Consider the following 22567-nt stretch of genomic DNA (forward strand, 5'->3'; position numbering starts at 1 on the left):
GTCGTGTCCTGCGCCGAGGGGCGCGACGCGCCGGGTCTCCGGGCGGGCGGCTTCCGGCGGGGCGCCACCCCGGAGTGCGATTTGTTACGTTTATCCGACATCGGGAGGCGGGCGGACGGCTGTTCGCCCACAGCGGAATCGCGCCCTGCGCTCACTCGTCCGGCCCCCCAGTCCTCTGCTCCCACCGGCGTATTGGACACTCGGCCAGACTAAGGCCAGCCACTGACATCCGGCTTGATCACTATGATTCGTGACCCCAATCGGCCCCCTGCCTTATGGCGGGCGGCACCGGTCCGGCAAACTTGTGATTGATCGCACTGTTTTGCATTCCGGCATGATGGGGACCACAGTCCCCCGGAGCATGTCGACAAGGAGAGATCTCGTGGACGACGTTCTGCGGCGCGCACCGCTCTTCGCGGCGCTCGATGACGAGCAGGCGGCCGAGCTGCGCGCCTCTATGGGAGAGGTCACGCTCGCCCGCGGCGACGCCCTGTTCCACGAAGGGGACCCCGGCGACCGCCTCTATGTGGTCACCGAGGGCAAGGTGAAGCTGCACCGCACTTCCCCGGACGGCCGGGAGAACATGCTCGCCGTCCTCGGCCCCGGAGAGCTGATCGGTGAGCTCTCGCTCTTCGACCCCGGCCCCCGTACGGCCACGGCCTCCGCCCTCACCGAGGTCAAGCTCCTCGGCCTGGGCCACGGAGACCTCCAGCCCTGGCTGAACGCCCGCCCCGAGGTGGCCACGGCGCTGCTGCGCGCGGTCGCCCGCCGGCTGCGCAAGACCAACGACCAGATGTCCGACCTGGTCTTCTCGGACGTACCGGGCCGCGTGGCGCGCGCCCTGCTCGACCTGTCGCGCCGCTTCGGCGTGCAGTCCGAGGAGGGCATCCACGTCGTCCACGACCTGACGCAGGAAGAGCTGGCCCAGCTGGTCGGCGCCTCCCGTGAGACGGTCAACAAGGCGCTGGCGGACTTCGCGGGCCGCGGCTGGCTGCGCCTGGAGGCGCGCGCCGTGATCCTGCTGGACGTCGAGCGGCTGGCCAAGCGCTCGCGCTGACCCCCGTAGACAGCCTGGAAGGGCCCCGCTCCGGCGGGGCCCTTCGTCATGGGCCCGCGGGCGGCCCGTACGGCCCCGCGGCCCGTAAAAGGGCTCGCCGGACCGCCGCCGCGCCCGCCATAGTGACGCCATGATCCACGGCACGGGGCTGGACGGGGACGGCTGCTTTCGCCGGGAGGGGGCGCTGGACCGCGTGTCCGCGCCGTTCGCGCCCGTGGTGGCGGCGCTGGGCGCCCGGCTGGGCGACCGCTTCGGCCCCGGCCGGCTGCACAGCAGCTACCTCTACGGGAGCGTTCCGCGCGGCACCGCCGTGCCCGGCGTGTCCGATCTCGATGTGCTGCTCGCCCTGCGGGACGGGCCCACGGATGCCGACCGGGCCGCCGCCCGCGCCGTCGAGGACCGGCTCGACGCGGCCTTCCCCCAGGTCAACGGCGTCGGCATCCTGCTGTTCGGGGTGCCGCGCCTGCTGAGCGCGCCGGAGCGGTACGACCTGGGGTGGTTCGTGGCCTGTCTGTGCACCCCGCTCAGCGGTCCCGATCTCGCCGCGCGGCTGCCCCGCTACCGCCCCACCTCGCTCCTCGCCCGGGAGACCAACGGCGACCTCCACCACGACCTGCCCGGTCTGCGCGCGAAGGCCGCGGCGGCCACCACGGACGCCGAGCGCATCCGGCTGACCCGTGGTGTGGCACGCCGGCTCGTCCGCACCGGATTCACCCTGGTCATGCCGCGCTGGGGCGGCTGGACGAGTGATCTCGCTGGGTCGGCGGAAGTGTTCGGCCGCTATTACCCGGCGCACGCCGAGGAGATGCGCGCCGCGGCGCACGCTGGTCGGACGCCCGCCGCGTACCCGGAGCTGCTGGACCAGCTGCTCTCCAGCCTCGCGCCCTGGCTGGCCGGCGAATATCTCGCCGTCCACGGGGCGAAGGCTCCCCGCCCGTAGGCGCGCCGGCGGAAGGCGCCGCGGACCGCCCGGCAGGCGGTCCGCGGCGGCGTCAGCCCTCGATCAGCCCGTGCTCGCCCAGATAGTCCAGCTGTGCCCGCACCGACAGCTCGGCGGCCGGCCACAGGGAGCGGTCGACATCGGCGTACACGCTCGCGACGACCTCGGCGGCGGTGCGATGACCGGCCTCGACGGCGGTCTCCACCTGGGCGAGCCGGTTCGCCCGGTGCGCCAGATAGAACTCCACCGCCCCCTGAGCGTCGTTCAGCACCGGCCCGTGGCCCGGCAGGACCGTCGCCACCCCGTCGTCGACCGTCAGGGAGCGCAGCCGGCGCAGCGAGTCCAGGTAGTCGCCGAGCCGCCCGTCGGGGTGCGCGACCATGGTGGTGCCGCGCCCCAGGATCGTGTCCCCGGTGAGGACCGCGCGGTCGGCCGGGAGGTGGAAGGAGAGCGAGTCCGCGGTGTGGCCCGGTGTGGGCACCACCCGCAGCTCCAGGCCTCCGGTGGTGATGACATCGCCCGCTTCGAGCCCCTCGTCGCCCAGGCGCAGTGCCGGGTCCAGTGCCCGTACGGACGAGCCGGTCAGCTCGGCGAACCGGGCAGCGCCGTCGGCGTGGTCCGGGTGACCGTGTGTCAGCAGGGTCAGCGCGACGCGCTGGCCGGCCCGCTCGGCGGTGTCGATGACGGCGCGGAGGTGGCTCTCGTCGAGCGGTCCGGGGTCGATGACGACCGCGAGGCCGGAGTCCGGCTCGGCGACGATCCAGGTGTTGGTGCCGTCCAGCGTCATCGGCGACGGGTTCGGGGCCAGCACGCAGTGGGCACGCGCGGTCGCGGGCCCCGCGATCACGCCACCGCGGGGCTGACCGGGGAGGGCGGCTGCTTCGGTCATGCGGAGGTCCCTCCCGAGGGGCCGGCGCCGTCCGTGCGCCCGTCGGGCTCGCCGCCCCCGGGAGCACCGGTACCGGCGTCCGTCCGTGTGATGTGCTTGGTGAACTCCTCGTGCCCCGGCCAGCTCAGCTCGATCTCGCCGCCCACCAGGCGGGCCCGGGCCAGCACCGGCGTCAGGTCCTGGGCCTCCGCCGCGGCCAGCGCGTCGGCGGCGGTGGCGTACGGCTGGAGCCCGCGCAGGGTGGCGATGGTCGGCGGCATCATCAGCAGCTCACCGCGGTCGTAGCCGGCGGCGGCCTCCGCCGGCCGAATCCACAGCGCGAGGTCGGCCTCGGTGGAGGCGCTGGGCGTCCCCGCCGGACCGGGGCCGGGTGCCGGCCCCTGGGGAAGGGTGCGCTGGCCCTCGGGCAGTGCGGCGACGAAGAACCAGGTGTCGTAGCGCCGTGGTTCGAACTCCGGGGTGATCCAGCGGGCCCAGGCGCCCAGCAGATCGGAGCGCAGCATCAGGCCGCGGCGGTCCAGGAAGTCGGCGAAGGACACCTCATGGGCGACCAGGGCGGCGCGGTCCGCCTCCCAGTCCTCGCCCGTGGTGTCCGCGACAACGGTGTCGGCCGAGGCGCCGGCGAGCAGCACGCCGGACTCCTCGAACGTCTCGCGCACCGCCGCGCAGACGATGCTCTGCGCGGTGGCCGGATCGACCCCCATACGGACCGCCCACTGGGCGCGTGACGGGCCGGCCCAGGCCACCGGCCGCTCGTCACGGGGATCGACGGACCCGCCCGGATAGGCGTACGCGCCTCCGGCGAAGGCCATGGAGGCGCGTCTGCGCAGCATGTGGACATCGGGGCGGCCGGAGGCGGAGTCCCGCAGCAGCAGGACGGTCGCGGCCCGCCGGGGCTCGGCAGGGGTCAGCTCGCCGTTCGCGAGCGCCCGGATACGGTCCGGCCACTCCGGCGGGTACCACTGGCCATTGGTCGTGGACGACATGGCCGGATGCTATGCGCTCGCGCGCGGATGTTCGAGGGCCTCTTTCGCGCCGGAGGGCCCCACCTGCGCGGGGCCCTCCGGCGTACGGCACACACCAGGGGTGCCGGTGTCGCTGTGGGTGCCTATTCGGCGATCTCGACCTGGATCTCGACCTCGACCGGCGCGTCGAGCGGCAGCACCGCCACGCCCACCGCGGACCGGGCGTGCACGCCCTTGTCGCCGAGGACCTCGCCCAGCAGCTCGCTGGCGCCGTTGATGACACCGGGCTGGCCGGTGAAGTCCGGTGCGGAGGCCACGAAGCCGACGACCTTCACGATCCGCTGGATCTTGTCGAGGTCACCGATGACGGACTTCACGGCGGCCAGCGCGTTGAGCGCGCAGGTCGCGGCGAGTTCCTTGGCCTGCTCGGCGCCGACCTCGGCACCGACCTTGCCGGTGACCGGCAGTGCGCCGTCCACCATCGGCAGCTGGCCGGAGGTGTACACATAGGCGCCGGAGCGCACCGCGGGCTGGTAGGCCGCGAGCGGCGGCACGACCTGCGGCAGCTTGAGCCCGAGCGCCGCGATCTTGTCCTCGGCCGCGCTCACGCCTGCTTCTCCCGCTTCAGGTAGGCCACCAGCTGCTCGGGGTTGTTCGGGCCCGGAACGACCTGGACCAGCTCCCAGCCGTCCTCGCCCCAGGTGTCCAGAATCTGCTTCGTCGCGTGCACGAGGAGCGGCACGGTCGCGTATTCCCACTTGGTCATGGGGCGAGCGTAATGCCTGTCCAGGACCGCGGTGGACGCCGTCCGCCGCGGCCCGCTCCCAGCCGTCCCGCACGGCGTCCGGTGGCCTGGTCACGGCCCCGGCCGCCGCACCCCTACGGAACATCCCTGATCCGTCCCGGACGGGCCGGCGGCAGATATCCGGGGCTTCCCAGGCGTATCCCGTGCGTAGCCGGGACGAGGACTGGTTAGGCTCCTTTGCGTGAGCAGGCTCCATGTCGTCAGCGGCAAGGGCGGCACCGGCAAGACCACGGTCGCCGCCGCCCTCGCCCTCGCCCTCGCCACCGAGGGGCGCCGTACCCTCCTGGTCGAGGTCGAGGGCCGACAGGGCATTGCCCAGTTGTTCGAGACCGAAGCGCTTCCGTACGAGGAGCGCAAGATCGCGGTGGGTCCGGCGTCGGAAGGCGCCTCGCCGTGGGCGTCCGTGCGCGCCGAGTCCGGCGGCGATGGCGCGCGCGGCGGTGCCGGGAGACGGGCGGGCGGCGAGGTCCACGCCCTCGCCATCGACGCCGAACGCGCCCTCCTGGACTACCTCCAGATGTTCTACAAGCTGGGCAGCGCGGGCCGGGCGCTGAAGAAGCTCGGCGCGATCGACTTCGCCACGACCATCGCACCGGGCCTGCGGGACGTCCTGCTGACCGGCAAGGCGTGCGAAGCGGTCCGCCGCAAGGACAAGAACGGCAAGTTCGTCTACGACGCGGTGGTGATGGACGCCCCGCCGACCGGTCGCATCACCCGCTTTCTGAACGTCAACGACGAGGTGGCCGGTCTGGCGAAGATCGGCCCGATCCACAATCAGGCGCAGGCCGTGATGCGGGTCCTCAAGTCGCCCGAGACCGCGGTGCATCTGGTGACACTCCTGGAAGAGATGCCCGTCCAGGAGACCGCCGACGGGGTCGAGGAGCTGCGCGCCGCCGGTATCCCCGTGGGCGGCATCGTCATCAACATGACCCGCCCGGCGCTGCTGGACAACGGCGATCTGGACACCGCCGCCCGGAGCGCCCGCGGGGGCGTGGCCAAGGCGCTCTCCCAGGCCGGTCTGGGCGGTGCCCGCCGCGGCGGTCTGGCGGAGCGGCTGATCGACCCCCTCCTGGAGCAGGCACGCGAACACGCCGAGCGGGTCGAGCTGGAGCGCGCCGAACACGCCGAGCTGACCGCCCTCGGCCTGCCCACCTACGAGTTGGAGCTGCTCCCCGAGGGAGTGGACCTCGCCGGGCTCTACCGTCTGGCGAGAGACCTGCGGAAACAGGGGCCCATATGACCTCGGACACCACGACGCTGGACGCCTCGGCCCCACGGCTCGAGGTCGACTCGCTGCTCGACGACCCGGCCACCCGCATCGTGGTGTGCTGCGGTTCGGGGGGCGTCGGCAAGACCACGACCGCCGCGGCGCTGGGCGTGCGCGCGGCCGAGCGCGGCCGCAAGGTCGTCGTCCTCACCATCGACCCGGCCCGGCGGCTGGCGCAGTCCATGGGCATCTCGGAACTCGACAACGTCCCGCGCCAGGTCAAGGGCGTCGAGGGGACCGCGGGCGGCGAACTCCACGCGATGATGCTGGACATGAAGCGCACCTTCGACGAGATCGTCGAGGGCCATGCGGACGCCGAGCGGGCCCGCGCGATCCTGGAGAACCCCTTCTACCAGTCCCTGTCGGCCGGATTCGCGGGCACGCAGGAGTACATGGCCATGGAGAAGCTGGGCCAGCTCCGGGCGAACGACGAGTGGGACCTGATCATCGTCGACACCCCGCCGAGCCGCTCCGCGCTGGACTTCCTGGACGCGCCCAAGCGCCTGGGTTCCTTCCTGGACGGCAAGTTCATCCGGGTGCTGATGGCGCCGGCGAAGGTCGGCGGCCGGGCCGGGATGAAGTTCCTCAACGTCGGCATGTCGATGATGACCGGCACCCTCAGCAAGCTCATGGGCGGTCAACTGCTGCGCGATGTGCAGACGTTCGTGGCCGCGATGGACACCATGTTCGGCGGCTTCCGCACCCGCGCAGACGCCACCTACCGCCTGCTGCAGGCGCCCGGCACGGCGTTTCTCGTGGTGGCCGCGCCGGAGCGGGACGCGCTGCGCGAGGCGGCGTACTTCGTCGAGCGGCTGGCGGCCGAGCAGATGCCGCTGGCCGGCCTGGTGCTGAACCGCGTGCACGGCAGCGGCGCCGCCCAACTGAGCGCCGAGCGCGCCCTGGCCGCGGCGGAGGCCCTCACGGACCGCATGGCGGAGGACACCCACGCGGACGCCCCCGAGGACACCGAAGCGGAGGCCGGCGCGAGCCCGGACACCGTGGCCGGCCCCGCCCCCGACCGGGCGGAAAATAATCTTGCCGCCGACGGCATTGTGGATCTCGACGGCGGGAAGGCTGGATCACGTACCGCCGACGGCCTCTCCCCCGCCGCGGCGGAGCCCGCGACATCCACCCCGGCCTCAGCGGCTCAACTGGCCGCCGGACTGCTACGACTGCACGCCGAACGCATGCAGGTCCTCGCGCGCGAACGGCGCACACGGGACCGCTTCACCGCGCTGCACCCCGAGGTTCCGGTGACCGAGGTCGCCGCGCTGCCCGGCGATGTCCATGACCTCGCGGGGCTGCGTGCCATCGGCGACCGTCTGGCGCTGAACCCCACAGACACCGACGACTGAGCCGACTGGGCCGTACGCACGGCCGGTTCAGCCACCCGCCCACCGACGAAGCGCCCTGCACCACACACCCCGGGCGCCGTATCACGTCTTCACCGGGCGCGCCGGATCAGCGCGCCCACCCCCATCCATGCCTCCAACTCCGGTGCAGCTCACGACCACTGACGCCCAGGGCGCCCAGGTGGCCGATCAGACCGCGCCATCAACCGAACCTTCTCGGCCGACTTCTCCGGCCGTGCCCGCGGCTATCCCACCGCGGCCAACGCGTCGAAGGCTTCGTCGTCACAGTCCACCGGCAGGATGCCCGTGCTGCGCTCATATTCCGTACGCGCTGTCTCCAGCAGCCGGCGCCATGACGTCACGGTCGGGCGGCGACGCAGCAGCGCCCTCCGCTCGCGTTCGGTCATCCCGCCCCACACGCCGAACTCCACCCGGTTGTCCAGGGCATCGGCCAGGCACTCCGTGCGCACCGGACATCCGGTGCACACCGCCTTGGCGCGGTTCTGCGCCGCCCCTTGAACGAACAGCTCATCCGGATCGGTCGTGCGGCACGCTGCCTGCGTACTCCAGTCGGTTACCCAGCCCATGCTGGCGCCGTCCTCTCCCGAATCGAGGCTCCCCCACGGCGGCAAGCGGCATATTCACCGTTGCCAGTTGAGGACGTTACGGAAGGCAGGCAGGGCGCAACACCCCCTTCGGGCCCAATCTTGGATGGCCCGAACGGACTATGCGTATGCGGCAGATCACCCAACGGAGTGACCGTGCGGCATACGTCACTTTGCGTACAAGGCGGGACAGTTCACCGCCCTGACACGGGGTTTTCCTCGGCACCTGCGGGCACGTGGGGGCGCGTCCCGCGGGAAGTGGGGCTTGACGAACCGATGCGTAACCGTTCGGCTGTGGCAGCTGAGGACAGGCTAAACGAACACGTGCGCCCCTGTCCGGCGGATTGAGAACGTAGGCTGCTCTCATGCCTAAGAAGCGCGATGGCGGAGGTCTGTCCAAGACGCAGCAGGCCGCCAAGTTCCTCGGTGTCAGCGTTCTGGCCGGAGCGGTCCTCGCCGGTCTTGCGCTCCCGGCGGCCGGGGCGCTCGGCCTGACCGCCAAGGGGTCGGTCGAGGGCTTCGACGAGATCCCGGCGAACCTCAAGACGCCGCCGCTCAGCCAGCGGACCAGGATTCTGGACGCGAAGGGCGGCGAGATCGCCAAGGTCTACTCCCGGGACCGTACGGTCGTCGGCCTCGACGAGATGTCGCCGTACGTCCGGAAGGCGATCGTCGCGATCGAGGACGCGCGCTTCTACGAGCACGGCGCCGTCGACGTGAAGGGCATCCTGCGGGCGGTCAACAAGAACGCCCAGTCGGGCGGTGTCTCCGAGGGCGCCTCGACGCTGACCCAGCAGTACGTGAAGAACGTCTTCGTCGAGGAGGCCGGCGACAATCCGGACAAGGTCGCGCAGGCCACCCAGCAGACCCTCGGCCGCAAGGTCAAGGAGCTGAAGTACGCGATCCAGGTCGAGAAGGAACTCGGCAAGCGGAAGATCCTGCAGAACTACCTGAACATCACGTTCTTCGGGCAGCAGGCCTACGGCGTCGAGGCGGCCGCCCAGCGCTACTTCAGCAAGCACGCCAAGGACCTCAACCTGGAGGAGTCGGCGCTGCTGGCCGGCATCGTCCAGTCGCCCACCCGCTACGACCCGGTCAGCGCCCCGCAGGAGGCCACCAAGCGGCGCAACACCGTGCTGCAGCGGATGGCCGACCTGAAGGACGTCAGCCAGGCGCAGGCCGACGCGGCCGCCAAGAAGCCGGTCAAGCTGGCGATCAGCCGTCCCAAGAACGGCTGCATCACCGCCGCCGACGGCGCCGGCTTCTTCTGCGACTACATCCGCAAGGTCTTCCTCACCAGCAAGAACTTCGGCAAGAACCGGAAGGTCCGCCTGCAGCGCTGGAACGAGGGCGGCATGACCATCCGCACCACCCTCGACCCGCAGTCGCAGAAGTCGGTCCAGGCCTCGCTGAGCGACCACGTCTACGACGACGACCCGGTCGCCGGTGCCGCCACCCTCGTCGAGCCGGGCACCGGCAAGATCCTCGGCATGGGGCAGTCGCGCCCGTACGGCTTCGGCGAGAACCAGACCGTGATCAACCTCTCGGTCGACCACGACATGGGCGGCGGCGCCGGCTACCAGCCCGGGTCGACCTTCAAGCCGGTGATCGCGGCGGCCGCGCTGGAACAGGGGACGAATCCGGAGCAGGAGTACCCCTCGCCGTACCGGATGCCGTACCCGAGCCCGGTCCAGACCTGCGACGGCGAGTGGCAGGGCACCGACACGACGCAGAACGAGAACAAGGAAGAGGTCGGCCCGTACGCCATGAAGGAGGCGACCGCGAAGTCGGTCAACACCTACTTCGTGCAGCTGATCAGCGACATGGGTATCTGCCCCGCGGTGAAGATGGCCGAGAAGATGGGCATCGAGCGGGCGGACGGCAAGCCCCTGCAGGAGGTCCCGTCGATGACGCTGGGCGTGCAGGAGATGTCGCCGCTGACCATGGCCTCCGGTTACGCCGCCTTCGCCAACGGCGGCGAGTACTGCTCCCCCGTCGCCATCGAGTCGATCACCGACGCGCGCGGCCGGGCGCTGAAGGTCCCGCAGACCAGCTGCCGCAGCGCGATGTCCAAGAGGACCGCCGACACGATCAACACCCTCCTCAAGGGCGTCGTCGAGGACGGCACCGGCAAGGAGGCCGGCCTCCAGGGCCGGGACAGCGCCGGCAAGACCGGTACCAGCGACAGCCGCTACGCCGCCTGGTTCGTCGGCTACACCCCGAACGCGGCCGGTGCGGTCTGGGTCGGCGACCCGATGCACAAGCGCAAGATGTACGACATCAGCATCGGCGGGGTCGCGCACGACAAGGTCTACGGCGCCGACACCCCCGGCCCCATCTGGCGCGACGCGATGACCGGCGCGCTCGACGGCCGGCCCGCGCCCCAGCTGCCCACCGTCCCGATCGACGACCCGGTCAAGGACCGGCACCAGGAGGACGACAAGGGCCGCGGCAAGCACAAGCCCGGCCGGGGTCACGGCGGCGCCAACAAGCCGGGCGGCGGCTGGCACATTCCGGGCTTCCCCGACATCCTGGGCGGCGGCAACGGCGGCTGACGGCCGACCGGTTGGCCCGTACGGCAACGGCTCACGACAACGGCTGAGGGGCGCCCCCACCACGGGGGCGCCCCTCAGCCGTCCTTCGAGAACGCGGACCGGCCGCTCAGCCGGCCAGCAGCTTCTTCACCGCGGCGGCCACCCGGCCGCCGTCGGCGCGGCCCGCCACCTGAGGGTTGACGATCTTCATGACGGCGCCCATCGCCCGCGGCCCCTCGGCCCCGGCACCCTTGGCCTCCGCCACGGCCGCCGCGACCAGCTGCTCCAGCTCGTCGTCGGTCAGCGGCTTGGGCAGGTACTCGGCGAGCAGCTCGCCCTCGGCGCGCTCGCGCTCGGCCGACTCCGCGCGGCCGCCCTTCTCGAAGGCGTCCGCGGCCTCCCGGCGCTTCTTCGCCTCCCGCGCGATGATCTTCTCGACCTCGCCGTCGGACAGCTCACGCGACTCGGTGCCCGCGACCTCCTCCTTCTGGATCGCGGTCAGCGTGAGACGGAGGGTGGAGGAGCGCAGCTCGTCGCGCGCCTTGATCGCGACGGTGAGGTCGTCCTTGAGCTTGGACTTGAGCGTGGTCATGACGTTGAGTATGCCCCCACCCGCCGACAACCGGCGCGCCTTTTCCTCCCGCCCCGCCACACCCGGCCCCCCGACGGGCCGCTCGTGCGCTGCATCCACCCCCCGCTCTCTGCGACGATGGGACCCATGCGCGCGCGATACGGAGTACCCCTGACCCTGACCGCAGTCGGCGCGGCCGGCCTGGCCTACGCCGCCGGCTTCGAAGTCCGCTCCTTCCGCCTCCGGCGCGTCACCGTGCCCGTACTGCCCCGCGGTATGCGGCCGTTGCGCGTCCTGCAGGTCTCCGACATCCACATGGTCAGCGGACAGCGCAAGAAGCAGCGCTGGCTGCAGTCGCTCGCCGGGCTGCGCCCCGACTTCGTCATCAACACCGGCGACAACCTCTCCGACACCGAGGGCGTCCCCGAGACCCTGGACGCGCTCGGCCCGCTGATGGAGTTCCCCGGCGCGTACGTCTTCGGCTCCAACGACTACTACGGCCCGAAGCTGCGCAACCCCGCCCGCTATCTGATCGAGCGGGCCCAGGGCCGGCACGGCCTCAACGGCAACGCCCCCGCCGTGGGCGTCGTCCACAACCCGTGGGAAGAGCTGCGCGACGCGTTCGACGCGGCCGGCTGGGTCGGTCTGTCCAACTCCCGCGGCCGCCTGAAGCTGGAGGGCCTGGAGATCGCCCTGACCGGCCTGGACGACCCGCACATCAAGCGGGACCGGTACGCCGAGGTGGCCGGCGGCCCGGAATCCGGCGCCGACCTCTCGCTGGCCGTCGTCCACGCCCCCTACCTGCGCTCGCTGGACGCCTTCACCGCCGACGGGTACCCCCTGATCCTGGCCGGGCACACCCATGGCGGCCAGCTCTGCATCCCCTTCTACGGGGCGCTCGTCACCAACTGCGACATCGACACCGAGCGGGTGAAGGGCCTGTCCACCCACACCGCCGACGGACGCACCTCCTACCTCCATGTCTCCGCGGGCTGCGGCACCAACCGCTACACCCCGGTCCGCTTCGCCTGCCCCCCGGAGGCGACGCTGCTGACCCTGACGGCGCGGGACTGAGGCCGCGCCCCGGCGGCTCGGGTTCCTGAGAGCCGAGCCGCCGGGCCCCACGTGTGGGCCTCGGACGTGGGCCTGGTGGACGACCCGCGGTTTTGCCGGATCAGGTCTCCCCGCCCCGGCGATCATCCCCCTAACGTGGAGGAATGTCCGATCCGACCCGGACCTCGCAGTCCACGCGCCACGCCACCGACCCGGCCGCGGCCGCCGCCCGCACCCCGGCCGCCGCCGTCGCCCCCACGATCCGCCGCCCACTGGCTGCCGCCTTCCGCGCCCTCGTCGCCGCGGCCGCACTGACCGGCCTGCTCCTCGCCGCCCTCGGCTCGCCCGCCCCGGCCCAGCTGCTCACCCGCTTCACCGTGCAGGCCAACCTCGCCCTGGCGCTGGTCGCCGCCTGCTCCGCGCACCGCGCCTGGACCGGCCGCCGCCCCGTGAGCCCCCGCCTCACCGGCGCCGTCCTCCCCTCCCTCGCCCTCCCGGCCCTGAGCCACTACGGCCTCCCCGCTGCCGACGCGACCGCCTTCACCCTGCCGCGGACCGGCGCCGCCACTACTGCCGAGGCCCTCTCCGCCCTCCTCCTCACCACCCTCACCCCGCTCGCCGCCCTCGCCGACTGGCTGCTGCTCACCCCTCCCCGCCGCTTCCGCCTGCCCTACGCCTGGCAGTGGGCGGCCTGCCCCCTCCTCTCCCTCGCGTTCGCCCTCGCCTTCCCCACCACGGCGGGGGCCCCGCCGCCCACCGCCACCACCGCTCTCACCCTCGCGCTCGCCGCCTTCCTGCTCCCTTTGATCACCATCGGAGCCGACCAGGTCAGGCCCTCTCCCCCGCTCCACAAGAACCGGATTTCACCTACGGGGATCAGTCCGCTAAAGTAGAGCTCGTTGCTTCGGGGTGTAGCGCAGCTTGGCAGCGCGCTTCGTTCGGGACGAAGAGGTCGTGGGTTCAAATCCCGCCACCCCGACTGAAGAAACAACGGCTCAGGCCCGGTTTTCCGTCAAGGAAGACCGGGCCTGAGGTGTTTCCGGGGCATCACGGGAGCGGCCGGGCTCGGATCGTGGATGCGCATCTTCGGAGTCCCCATCGCCAAAGGCCCGTCTCCTGGCGCCTCTTCGGCGAGTTTTCCGCCCGGCGGGCTTCGCATCCGTTGTGATCCGGGACACAAAAGGCCCCCATGGGGCCGGTGGTCTCGGTGGGGCGGGCTCCGGGGCTCCCGTTCATGGGAGCGGCCGTCGGTCCCGTCGGGCGGTCCGGCCGGGTCGCGTTGAAGTACGGAGCCGTACGCCGGACGTCACACCGCGCCGTTCGTCACCGGTCCCTCCCCTCGTGGGGACCGGTGCCGAACGGCGCGGGCGGTGTCGATCCGCACCCCCCGTACCGGCGCGGATCTCCGGGAAGGGCCGGAACCGTGGTCGGCGTGGCAGCGTTTCCGGAGGGGACCGGTGGTGCGGTCCCTGGTGCTCGCGGTCCGGGACGTCGTCACCGGCTCTTGACTCGGGCGGAAGGTGACCGCGAACGTGCGTCTGAAGTGGTCTCCGAGTGCTGAGCCGGCGGGCTGTCCGGGTAAGCCCGGTTGCTGCGCCGCTGGTTCGAGATCCTGCCAGTTGTGGCTTCCTGCGGGGAGGTTCCGGTATCGGAGCGACCGTTTAACCACAGGTCAGACAGCTAAGGTGAGTTTTCCGGTCCGGATGTCCAAGTGCGGGGGACGTAGGGGGTGGAAGCCTTGAGTGCCGACTCAGGGGCACGTACAGCCTTCGCGGAGCGTCTCGCGCTGCTGTACAAGGAGGCGGGCAACCCTCCGCTGAAGAAGGTGGCCGAGGCGGTCGTCCGGCTGCAGCGGGTCGACGAACGAGGGCGGCCCGTGCGGGTGTCCGTGCAGCGCATCAGCGACTGGCGGCGGGCCAAGAACGTACCCGCGCAGTTCGCCGCGCTCGCGGCGGTGCTGCACGTCCTGATTCCGCAGGCGCGGCGGCAGCGGCCGACGCCGGTGTCCCCCGGTCTCTACGACCCGGCCCAGTGGCAGCGGCTGTGGGAGCGCGCGGTCGCGGACCCGGTCGGCGACCGCGCCGCGGCGTCCGCACCGAAAGAGGAGCGCGCCCCGGCCGAGGCTCCGTCCGCCGCCGGAGTGTGTCCGTACCGCGGGCTGGCCTCGTACCGGCAGCAGGACGCCGGGTGGTTCTTCGGGCGGGAGCGGAGCACGGAGGCCCTGGTCGCCCAGCTGCGCGCGGCGGAGCGGACGGGGGGCCTGGTGATGCTGGTGGGCGCCTCGGGGGCGGGGAAGTCGTCGCTGCTGAACGCCGGTCTGGTGCCCGCGTTGCGCAGCGGCGCCCCGGACGACGGGAGCGGCCCGGAGCGGGAGGTGCTGCAACTGGTGCCGGGCGGCGATCCGCTCGCGGAACTGGCCGGGCGGATTCCCGAGTTCGCCCCGGTCCTGTCCGCCGGACCGTCGGCGCCGGAACCCGGCACTCCGGACTTCGCGCACGCGGTGCGAGAGGCCGCCGCGGCGTGGGCGGGGCAGGCGCCCGCCGCCGCCCGGCCGGTCGTGATCGTGGACCAGTTCGAGGAGGCGTTCACGCTCTGCCCGGACGAGGCGGCCCGGCGCACCTTCATCCAGCTCCTGCACGCCGTGTGCACGCCCTCCCCCACGTCCTCGGCCCCGCTCGAAAAGGGGGGACCCCCCTCTCCGGGTGACCCGGCCCCCGTGCTCGTCGTCCTCGGCATACGGGCCGACTTCTACGAGCAGTGTCTGGGGCATCCCGAGCTGGCCGACGCGCTCCAGCACCGGCACATGGTGCTCGGTCCGCTGACCACCGCCGAGTTGCGGGAAGCGGTGACCGGCCCGGCCAAGGCGGTGGGCCTGGAACTCGAACCGGGGCTGGCGGAGCTGATCGTCCGGGAGGTGAGCGCCGACGGCTCCAGCGGGGCGCACGACGCGGGCATGCTGCCGCTCCTCTCCCACGCGCTGCTCGCCACCTGGCAGCGGCGGAAGGCGGGCCGGCTGACGCTGTCCGGCTACCGCGCGACGGGCGGCATCCAGGGCGCGGTGGCGGCGACCGCCGAGCGGGCCTGGTCCGGTCTCGACCCGACGGCACGCACCGCCGCGCGGCTGCTCCTCCTCCGGCTGGTCCGGCTCGGCGAGGACACCCAGGCCACCCGTCGGCGGGGCAAGCGGAACCAACTGGCCGACGAGTCAACGGACCCGGGCAAAACGGAGGAATCGCTCGAAGCGCTGGTGCACGCCCGGCTGGTGACGCTCGACTCGGAGGCGGTGGAGATCACCCATGAGGCGCTGCTGCACGCCTGGCCGCGGCTGCGCGACTGGATCGACGAGGACCGGAACGGCAATCTGCTGCGCCAGCGCCTGGAGGAGGACGGCCGGGCCTGGGAGAGCTCGGACCGTGACGCGTCCCTGCTCTACCGGGGGTCCCGTCTGGAGCAGGCCCGCAGCTGGGCGGACTCCTCCGACGACACCTTCCTGACCCGCAGCGCGGTGGAGTTCCTGGCCGCCTCGGTCCGGCTGCGGCGGCGCACCGTACTGCTCAGCCGGGGCGCGGTGGCCGCGCTGGTCGTCATGGCGCTGCTGGCCGTCGGCTCCGCGGTGGAGGCCTGGCAGCAGCGGGACGACACCGTGTTCGCGCAGGTCCTCGCCCAGGCCGACCGCGCCCAGTACACGGACCCGTCCCTGTCGGCGCAACTCGACCTGGTGGCCCATGGCCTGCGGCCCGACGACGAGGGCACCAACAACCGGCTGATCTCGATGATGAACGAGCCGCTGGCCACCCCGCTGCTGGGCCACACCGGCGCCGTCTACCTCACCTCGTTCAGCCCGGACGGGCGTCTCCTGGCCACCGCCAGCTACGACCGGACCGTGCGCCTGTGGGACGTGGCGGACCCGACGCGTCCCGAGCCCCTGGGCAAAGCGCTGACCGGTCACACGAGTTGGGTGAGCACCGCCGTCTTCAGTCCGGACGGCGACACCCTCGCCACCACTGGGGACGACGGGACGATCCGGCTGTGGGACGTGCGCGACCCCCGCCGCCCGCACCCGATCGGGGCACCGCTGGCCGCCCACAACGGCACGGTCTTCCTGCTCGCCTTCAGCCCGGACGGCCGGACGCTGGCCACCGCCGACGAGGATCACACCGTGCGCCTGTGGGACCTCACCGACCCGCGCCGGCCGACGTCACGCGCCACCCTGACCGGCGCCACCGCCCCGGTGCGTTCCGTGGCGTTCGCCCCCGATGGACGGACACTGGCCGCCGGGGGCAACGACGGCAGGATCAGGCTGTGGGAGGTGGCCGGGCGGGGCCGTCCGAAGGCCGGCGCCGTGCTGACCGGCCACTCGGACACCGTGCACTCGGTGGCCTTCAGCCCGGACGGCGACACCCTCGCCAGCGGCGGCGACGACAACACCATCCGGCTCTGGAGCGTGGACTCCCCGCGTCACGCGGCACCGATCGGCGCGCCCCTCACCGGACACACCGGCCCGCTGTGGTCGGTCGCGTTCAGCCCCGACGGCAACATGCTCGCCGCCGGCAGCGCGGACAGCACGGCGAGCCTGTGGAACGTCAGCGATCCGGCGTACCCGTCGCAGGTCGGCGAGCCCCTCGCGGGCAGCAGCGGTGACATGTTCGCGGTGGGCTTCAGCCCCGACGGGCGGACCCTCGCCACGGGCAGCGGCGACAGCAAGGTCCGGCTGTGGTCGATCCCGACGTCGAACATGGTCGGCCAGGTCGGCGCCTTCCGCCCGGACGGCCGGGTGCTCGCCACGGCCTCCGGCGACAGACGCGTGCGGCTGTGGAACGTACGGGACTTCAAGCGGCCCGTCCAGCTGGGCAAACCGTTCACCCCCGGGAAGGGCGACCTGCGCTCGCTGGCGTTCTTCCCCGACGGGCGCACCCTCGCCGTGCTGATGGGAAGCCAGACGGTGGAGCTGTGGAACGTCTCCGATCCGGCCCGTCCGGTCTCCTACGGGAAGCCGCTGAGGCTGCGGACACGCTTCGCGGGCCCCGACGCGCTGGCCATCAGCCCTGACGGCCGCACGCTGGCGAGCGCCTACGAAGACCACACCATCCAGCTGTGGAACGTCGGCGACCCGTCCCGCGCCCGTCCGCTCGGCGCACCGCTCACCCGCCACAAAGGCTACGTCAACACGCTCGCCTTCAGCCCGGACGGGCGCACCCTCGCCAGCGGCAGCGCGGACGCCACGGTGCAGCTCTGGGACACCACCGACCCGCGTCACACCACACCGCGCGGCAAGCCCCTCCGGGGCCACCTGGGTCCCGTCAACTCGCTCACCTACAGCCCCGACGGCCACACACTGGCCAGCGGCAGCGACGACGACACCGTACGGCTCTGGAACACCACCGATCCCCGTAAGGCGACCCTGCGGGGCTCCCCGCTCACGGGCCACACCGAAGCGGTCGTGTCGCTGACCTTCAGCGAAGACGGGCACACGCTGGCGAGCGGCGGCAACGACAACACGGTGCGGTTCTGGCATGTGAGCCCTTCCAGGGCCGCTCCCATCGGGCAGTCGACGAGCCCCAACGCCAAGACGGGCAATTTCCTCTCGTTCAGCCCCCGAAGCCATCTGCTCGGGGTGTCGAGCGGCGCCGGTACCGTCCGGCTGTGGAACCTGGACACCGACAAGGCCATTCGCCGTATTTGCTCGACCACCCGCGGCGTTCTGACCCGGGAGAAATGGCGCGAGTATCTGCCCCTTCTCCCGTACGAGCCGCCGTGCGCTGAGTAACCGCACGGCGACTCCGCCGCACGACGGGGTCGGGAGCGCCGCCGGACGGGAAGCCCCCGGCCGTCTTCAAGGCGCCCCGAACTCCCCGTTTTTCCCCGTCGCCGGACCTGCGCCACGTGACTCCAGCCACAACTCCGCGTTTGAATTCAGCAGTTGGCTCCCATTGAGCGGGCAGGCTTGCTACTGTTGGCCATAGCCCGATCGCTGGTGCATCCCCCGTCGCCAGCGATCGGGCGCTTTCATGCCCCGCGCCGGAATAGGGAATGGGCTCCCCCTCTTGCCCGGCGGCCCGGAACGGCCGTCTATCCCCGCCGACTTCACGGGCTCCGCAGACTTCGCGGCTCCGCCGACTTCACGCTCTTCGGCCGCTTCGCGCTCTTCGCCGACTTCACTGCCTTCGTGGTCTTCACAAAGGGAGAAACCCTGCAACAGGTCCGGTTTTCCTGGAAGGGATTCCGCGCCGCGGGCATCCCGCACTTCCCGGTCCCGCTCGTGCACGGCGTCGCGGCGCCGGTTCCGCATTCTCCCCGCGTCGGCATCTCCCAGGGGCCGTAGGGTGAGGCCATCCGCGCAGGTGAGCCGGAGCCCAGGAGGCACGCTGGAACTCCCGCCCGGCGGCCGCACGGAATGCTGTTCACCACTCGCTGGAAAGGTGTGAGTGCCGTGCGCCGGCGCATCATCATCGTCACCGCCGTCCACGCCCCCTCGGCCCCCTTCCTTTCGGAGGCCTACGCGTCGCTCCGCCGCCAGGAACTCCCCGACGGGTGGGAGTGGCACTGGGTGATCCAGGAAGACGGCACGACCGGGGACGTCGCCCCCTGCGTCCCCGATGACCCGCGGGTGACGTTCCGGCAGGGACGGCCCGGCGGCCCCGGCGTCGCCCGCACCATCGCCCTCGCGCACGCGCAGGGCGAGTACCTCAAGGTCCTGGACGCCGACGACCAGTTGCCCCCCGGGACACTGGCCCGCGACCTGGCCGCCCTCGAAGGCGACAGCAGCCTCGGCTGGGCGGCCTCACGCGCCCTCGACCTGCTGCCCGACGGCTCCACCACCGGCTTTCCCGGCGACCCGGCACCGGGCCCGATCGAGCGGGGCGCCGTGCTCGACTTCTGGAAGGCGAACGATTTCCGCGCCCAGGTCCACCCGGCCACCCTCTTCATGCGCCGCGACCTGGTCCTCGCCCTCGGCGGCTGGATGGCCCTCCCGGCCTCGGAGGACACCGGCCTGCTGCTCGCCCTCAACGCCACGAGCCGCGGCTGGTTCTCCTCCGAGGTAGGCCTCCACTACCGCAAGTGGCCCGGCCAGGCCACCAGCCACCCCTCCCACACCGACACCACCGAACGCGCCGCCCGCATGGCCGTAGTGGAGGCCAGGGCCCGGCAGCTGGCGGGGTGGGAGTGGCGTTATCCGGGTGGGGGTGTGGGGTGAGGGGTGCCGCACGCACCGGGGCGGTCGCACCGTCCGGACGCCTGCGATCGCCACCGAGCGAGCTGTCCGAAAACGGCCAATAACGCGTCACTCCGCTTTCTTCCCGCGGCAGGGGAAGTGCCCCGTATTTCCGGGCCTGTGGAGAGTGACCACTTCTCCGACGTGCACCGGATTCGGTCACTGTTCCCCCCATCCCGCTTGTCCCGGCATCCGGGGCGCGGTAGAGATCCACAAGCTGGGCACGACGGCCCACACGGAGCGCTGCCGCGCCACATCCCCCGGCAGCGTCGTCCACAGCGGTATCGGCAGTGGTGACCGAGCTGCGCAGGAGCGTCCGGTTGCCGGACGTCCTGCGGTGTGAGGGGTGGGCGGGAGTGGGACCGGTGGGTCCCGGGAGAGGGACCAGTGGGTCGGGGCAAGGGTGGAACGGGCGCGGGCGAACCGGTGTTGACGGTCAGCGGACTGCGCTACGCAGTCGCGGACCGCATGCTGCTGGACGGTGTGGACCTCCAGGTCCGTGCCGGAGAGTCCGCTGCGGTGGTGGGACCGAGCGGCAGCGGCAAGAGCACCTTGCTCGGCTGTGTGCTGGGGCTGATCCGACCCGCGCAGGGGCGCGTCGACGTGGCCGGCCAGGATGTCGTACGGATGCGGCAGCGCGCACTGGAGCGCCATCGCAGCCGGTACATGGGTGTGGTCTTCCAGTTCGGTGAGTTGTTGCCCGAGCTGACCCCGGTGGAGAACGTAGCGCTGGCGGCGCTGTTGGGCGGGACCCCGAGTGCCCGGGCCTACGAGCGCGCGGAGGGCCTCCTCCGTGATCTGGGGGTGCCGTGTGACGGGGCACCGACGGACCGTCTGTCGGGCGGTGAGCGGCAACGCACTGCTGTCGCACGGGCCTTGGTCAATGAGCCGGCCCTCCTGCTCGCGGACGAGCCGACGGGAGCGCTGGACCGCGCTACGCGGGACAGCGTCAGTGAGCTGCTGTTCGACGTTCCCCGGCGCTGGGGCTGCGCGCTGGTCGTGGTCACTCACGACGCCGAGGTGGCCGACCGGGCCGACCGTTGCCTGGAACTCACAGGGGCGGCGCTGGTGCGGCGGCGGGCCGGGGACCGCTCGTGAGACGCGATGCGCTGTCGTGGCAGCTGCTGCGGATCGGCCGTGCAGCGGGGCGGCGGGCCGGTGGCAGCCAGGTCCGGGCGGTCGCACTGCTACTGGCCACCGCCGTTCTGGCCCTTGGGCTGACAGCGGTGGCCGCGACGTACGCCGTGTACGACGGGATCGGGCAGCGGACCGCCGCCCGCGGTCTGCAGTTCCAGGATGCCTTTCCCGCCCGCCCGGTGACGGCGCTGGCCAAGGCGGATTTCGACGAGGCCGGGGGACGGCAGTTCAGCCTGGTCTACGTGCGTCCGCTGTCCTCCCGCACGGCACCGCCGCCAGGCGTCGACCGCTGGCCTGCCCCGGGCGAGGCGGTGCTCTCCCCGGAACTGACGCGTCTCCTGCGGTCGGAAGGTGCCGTGCACCGGTACGGCGAGGTCGTCGGAACCATCGGTGACACCGGCCTGGCAGGCCCTGGTGAGCGCTACGCCTACGTGAACCCCACGGACCGGCAACTCGACAGGAGGAGTGCCTACCCCGTCGTCGGCTTCGGTGCCGGCGGCATGCCTACCGGCGATGTGCGGTTCATCGCCGACCGTGGCACGTTCCTGACAGCCCTCTATCTGATCCTGCTGCCCGCTGCCGCGCTCGCCTTCGTCGCGGTACGCACGGGCGCTGCCGGACGGGACAGACGCACGGCCCTTGTCAGCGCCTTGGGCGGTGGCCGGGGCCATCGCGCCCTCCTCCATCTCGGAGAAGCCGCGGTCCCTGTGACAGCCGGTGCCGTGCTCGGCACCCTGCCCGCCGTCGCGGTGACAGCCCTCGGCGACATCCGGTTGCCGTGGATCACGTACTGGCTGTCGTCAGCAGACCTCCGGCGGTGGTGGGTCGCGATCGTCCTCAGCGGTCTCGCAGCCTGGGCCGGGATGCTCCTTCTGGTGTGCCTGGTGCACCGCCCGGCAACCCGGCGGACGTCCCGGTCGACGCGCCTCGCCGCGCACCGGGGCCGGGCGGTTCACTGGGCGGCGCTCGCCTGCCCCGTTCTGCTCTTCGCCACGGTGTGGGGGCCCGCACAACTGGACCCTTCCCACTACGCCGATCTGAGAATGAGGCTCTACAACACCGGCGTGGTCGCGGTCATGGCGACCTTCCCCTGCGCGGTCGCGGTCGCTGCCGCCGCGCTGGGGCCGCGGCTTGCCCGTTGGTCACGGCGGACGGGCGACGCGGGGGCGCTGGTATCCGGCCGGTACACCGCCGCTCACCCGGGTGCGACCGCCCGCGTGGTCGCCGGAGTCGGCATCGCTCTGGTACTGGTCTCGCAAGTACAGCTGAAGAACGCACAGTTCGGGGCGAACGCCCGAGCGGCGGAAGCCACGGCGCGCCGGGTCGGCCACAGCATCCTGCTCGTGAACCTCTCCGACCAGCTCCCCCTCAGGAGGGTGGGAGAGGTACTCGGCCGTCTTCCGGCCGGGGTGGAGAGCTTCGCCGTGTACCGGCCGAAGAACCCAACGGCTGCGGCCCCGGCCCGTGTCCAGGGCCCCTGCCACACCTTGCGTACTCTTCGGCTCCGCTGCTCGGCACGGCCTGCGACCGTCTCCGCACGGGTGGCCGACCAGCGTCTGGTGGAAGCGCTCCGTTGGGTCGGTCCGGCGGTGGACCGGTTCGAGGTGCGGCAAGGTCCCGTCCTTCCCGGCCAGGCCTCTTCCGCCCCCGCGAAGCTGGTCCTCGTCGCCACCGGGGGCATGGATCTGCCTCAGGCGGAGATCAAGCAGCGGCTGCGGGACTCACTCCCGGTCGCTTCCGCGGGTGCCGATGCGCCGGGCGCCGAATGGCTCGTCGGGGCCCGGGAGTCCGCCGCGCACGGCAGGTGGGTCATCTTCTTCGGTGTGCCGGGAGTGCTGATCGTCGCCCTGGCCGTCGCCCTCGCCAACCTGGCCGAGTTCCTGAGGTTCAGCCGCAAGGTCGCGCCACTGAGCGTGCTCACCGGCACGCGGAAGGTCTACTACTCGACGGCGGCATGGGCGCTGCTCGTGCCCTTGCTGGCGGCGATCGCGACGAGCGTGATCACCGCCGACCGGCTCGCGGCCCCCCAGGAAAGGGCCGCCGCCGGCGTCGCACTGTCGGGTGACGTCCTGGCCACCACAGCGGGGGCGCTCGCGATCCTGGCCCTCCTGACCTGGTGGTGGGGCGCACGAGCGGCCGTACGCCAGTCGGGCCGGTGGCGCCCCTACGGCGAATGACC

At 72.2% G+C, this 22567-nt stretch carries 17 protein-coding genes and 1 tRNA gene; 12 read left to right on the forward strand and 6 right to left on the reverse strand.

The features are described from left to right. Positions 1 to 382 precede the first annotated feature (382 nt). The gene (locus ACGFN2_RS04585; RefSeq protein ID WP_006604164.1) at positions 383 to 1057 is read left to right on the forward strand and encodes a Crp/Fnr family transcriptional regulator; all 675 of its coding nucleotides are present in this window, start codon (positions 383 to 385) and stop codon (positions 1055 to 1057) included. 130 nt (positions 1058 to 1187) lie between these two features. After that, the gene (locus ACGFN2_RS04590; RefSeq protein WP_393357504.1) at positions 1188 to 1997 is read left to right on the forward strand and encodes a nucleotidyltransferase; all 810 of its coding nucleotides are present in this window, start codon (positions 1188 to 1190) and stop codon (positions 1995 to 1997) included. Between the two features lie 52 nt (positions 1998 to 2049). Here the strand turns inward: ACGFN2_RS04590 and ACGFN2_RS04595 are convergent, their stop codons facing one another. From ACGFN2_RS04595 to ACGFN2_RS04610, 4 genes are all read right to left on the reverse strand, one after another. Beyond that, the gene (locus ACGFN2_RS04595; protein ID WP_393357506.1) at positions 2050 to 2886 is read right to left on the reverse strand and encodes an MBL fold metallo-hydrolase; all 837 of its coding nucleotides are present in this window, start codon (positions 2884 to 2886) and stop codon (positions 2050 to 2052) included. Then, on the reverse strand, positions 2883 to 3872 hold the full coding sequence (locus ACGFN2_RS04600; protein ID WP_393357508.1) for an NUDIX hydrolase: 990 nt from the start codon (positions 3870 to 3872) through the stop codon (positions 2883 to 2885). Before ACGFN2_RS04600 ends, ACGFN2_RS04595 begins: the two co-directional genes overlap by 4 nt. Before the next feature lie 122 nt (positions 3873 to 3994). Next, a complete protein-coding gene (locus tag ACGFN2_RS04605; protein WP_393357510.1) occupies positions 3995 to 4459 on the reverse strand; it encodes a RidA family protein in 465 nt (154 codons plus the stop codon). Beyond that, a complete protein-coding gene (locus ACGFN2_RS04610; protein WP_003975360.1) occupies positions 4456 to 4617 on the reverse strand; it encodes a DUF4177 domain-containing protein in 162 nt (53 codons plus the stop codon). The genes ACGFN2_RS04605 and ACGFN2_RS04610 overlap by 4 nt, the downstream gene beginning before the upstream one ends. 220 nt (positions 4618 to 4837) lie before the next feature. Between ACGFN2_RS04610 and ACGFN2_RS04615 the strand changes: the two genes are divergently transcribed. Beyond that, entirely contained in the window at positions 4838 to 5896 is a 1059-nt protein-coding gene (locus tag ACGFN2_RS04615) for an ArsA-related P-loop ATPase (protein WP_362603655.1), read from the forward strand. After that, positions 5893 to 7278, forward strand: a complete 1386-nt coding sequence (locus ACGFN2_RS04620) for an ArsA family ATPase (RefSeq protein ID WP_393357513.1) — start codon at positions 5893 to 5895, stop codon at positions 7276 to 7278. The genes ACGFN2_RS04615 and ACGFN2_RS04620 overlap by 4 nt, the downstream gene beginning before the upstream one ends. 242 nt (positions 7279 to 7520) lie before the next feature. On the opposite strand, the gene ACGFN2_RS04625 is transcribed toward ACGFN2_RS04620, so the two are convergent. Beyond that, positions 7521 to 7862, reverse strand: a complete 342-nt coding sequence (locus ACGFN2_RS04625) for a WhiB family transcriptional regulator (RefSeq protein WP_362603659.1) — start codon at positions 7860 to 7862, stop codon at positions 7521 to 7523. 383 nt (positions 7863 to 8245) lie between these two features. Here ACGFN2_RS04625 and ACGFN2_RS04630 point away from each other — a divergent pair, with 383 nt between their 5' ends. Beyond that, positions 8246 to 10435: a transglycosylase domain-containing protein gene (locus ACGFN2_RS04630; protein ID WP_362603661.1), complete on the forward strand. Its 2190-nt coding sequence runs from the start codon at positions 8246 to 8248 to the stop codon at positions 10433 to 10435. Between the two features lie 106 nt (positions 10436 to 10541). On the opposite strand, the gene ACGFN2_RS04635 is transcribed toward ACGFN2_RS04630, so the two are convergent. Then, a complete protein-coding gene (locus tag ACGFN2_RS04635; protein WP_362603662.1) occupies positions 10542 to 11006 on the reverse strand; it encodes a GatB/YqeY domain-containing protein in 465 nt (154 codons plus the stop codon). Positions 11007 to 11132: 126 nt separating this feature from the next. Here ACGFN2_RS04635 and ACGFN2_RS04640 point away from each other — a divergent pair, with 126 nt between their 5' ends. The 7 genes from ACGFN2_RS04640 (at position 11133) to ACGFN2_RS04670 (ending at position 22565) form a co-directional block, all read left to right on the forward strand. Then, positions 11133 to 12059 (forward strand): metallophosphoesterase, encoded by a 927-nt coding sequence (locus ACGFN2_RS04640; protein ID WP_362603664.1) that lies wholly within the window; start codon positions 11133 to 11135, stop codon positions 12057 to 12059. A 143-nt stretch (positions 12060 to 12202) separates the two neighbouring features. Continuing rightward, complete coding sequence (locus ACGFN2_RS04645; protein WP_362603666.1) at positions 12203 to 12931, forward strand: integral membrane regulator; 729 nt, start codon at positions 12203 to 12205, stop codon at positions 12929 to 12931. Between the two features lie 12 nt (positions 12932 to 12943). Continuing rightward, a tRNA-Pro gene (locus ACGFN2_RS04650) sits at positions 12944 to 13017 on the forward strand. A 750-nt stretch (positions 13018 to 13767) separates the two neighbouring features. After that, entirely contained in the window at positions 13768 to 17805 is a 4038-nt protein-coding gene (locus tag ACGFN2_RS04655; protein ID WP_393357516.1) for a hypothetical protein, read from the forward strand. A 663-nt stretch (positions 17806 to 18468) separates the two neighbouring features. After that, the gene (locus tag ACGFN2_RS04660) at positions 18469 to 19233 is read left to right on the forward strand and encodes a glycosyltransferase family 2 protein (RefSeq protein WP_362603669.1); all 765 of its coding nucleotides are present in this window, start codon (positions 18469 to 18471) and stop codon (positions 19231 to 19233) included. A 447-nt stretch (positions 19234 to 19680) separates the two neighbouring features. After that, positions 19681 to 20349 carry an ABC transporter ATP-binding protein gene (locus tag ACGFN2_RS04665; protein ID WP_393357993.1) on the forward strand — a complete coding sequence of 223 codons (669 nt, stop codon included), beginning with the start codon at positions 19681 to 19683 and terminating at the stop codon, positions 20347 to 20349. Beyond that, entirely contained in the window at positions 20346 to 22565 is a 2220-nt protein-coding gene (locus tag ACGFN2_RS04670) for an ABC transporter permease (protein ID WP_393357519.1), read from the forward strand. The genes ACGFN2_RS04665 and ACGFN2_RS04670 overlap by 4 nt, the downstream gene beginning before the upstream one ends. Positions 22566 to 22567 lie beyond the last annotated feature (2 nt).

Source organism: Streptomyces sp. NPDC048612 (assembly GCF_043199295.1).
GTDB lineage: Bacteria > Actinomycetota > Actinomycetes > Streptomycetales > Streptomycetaceae > Streptomyces.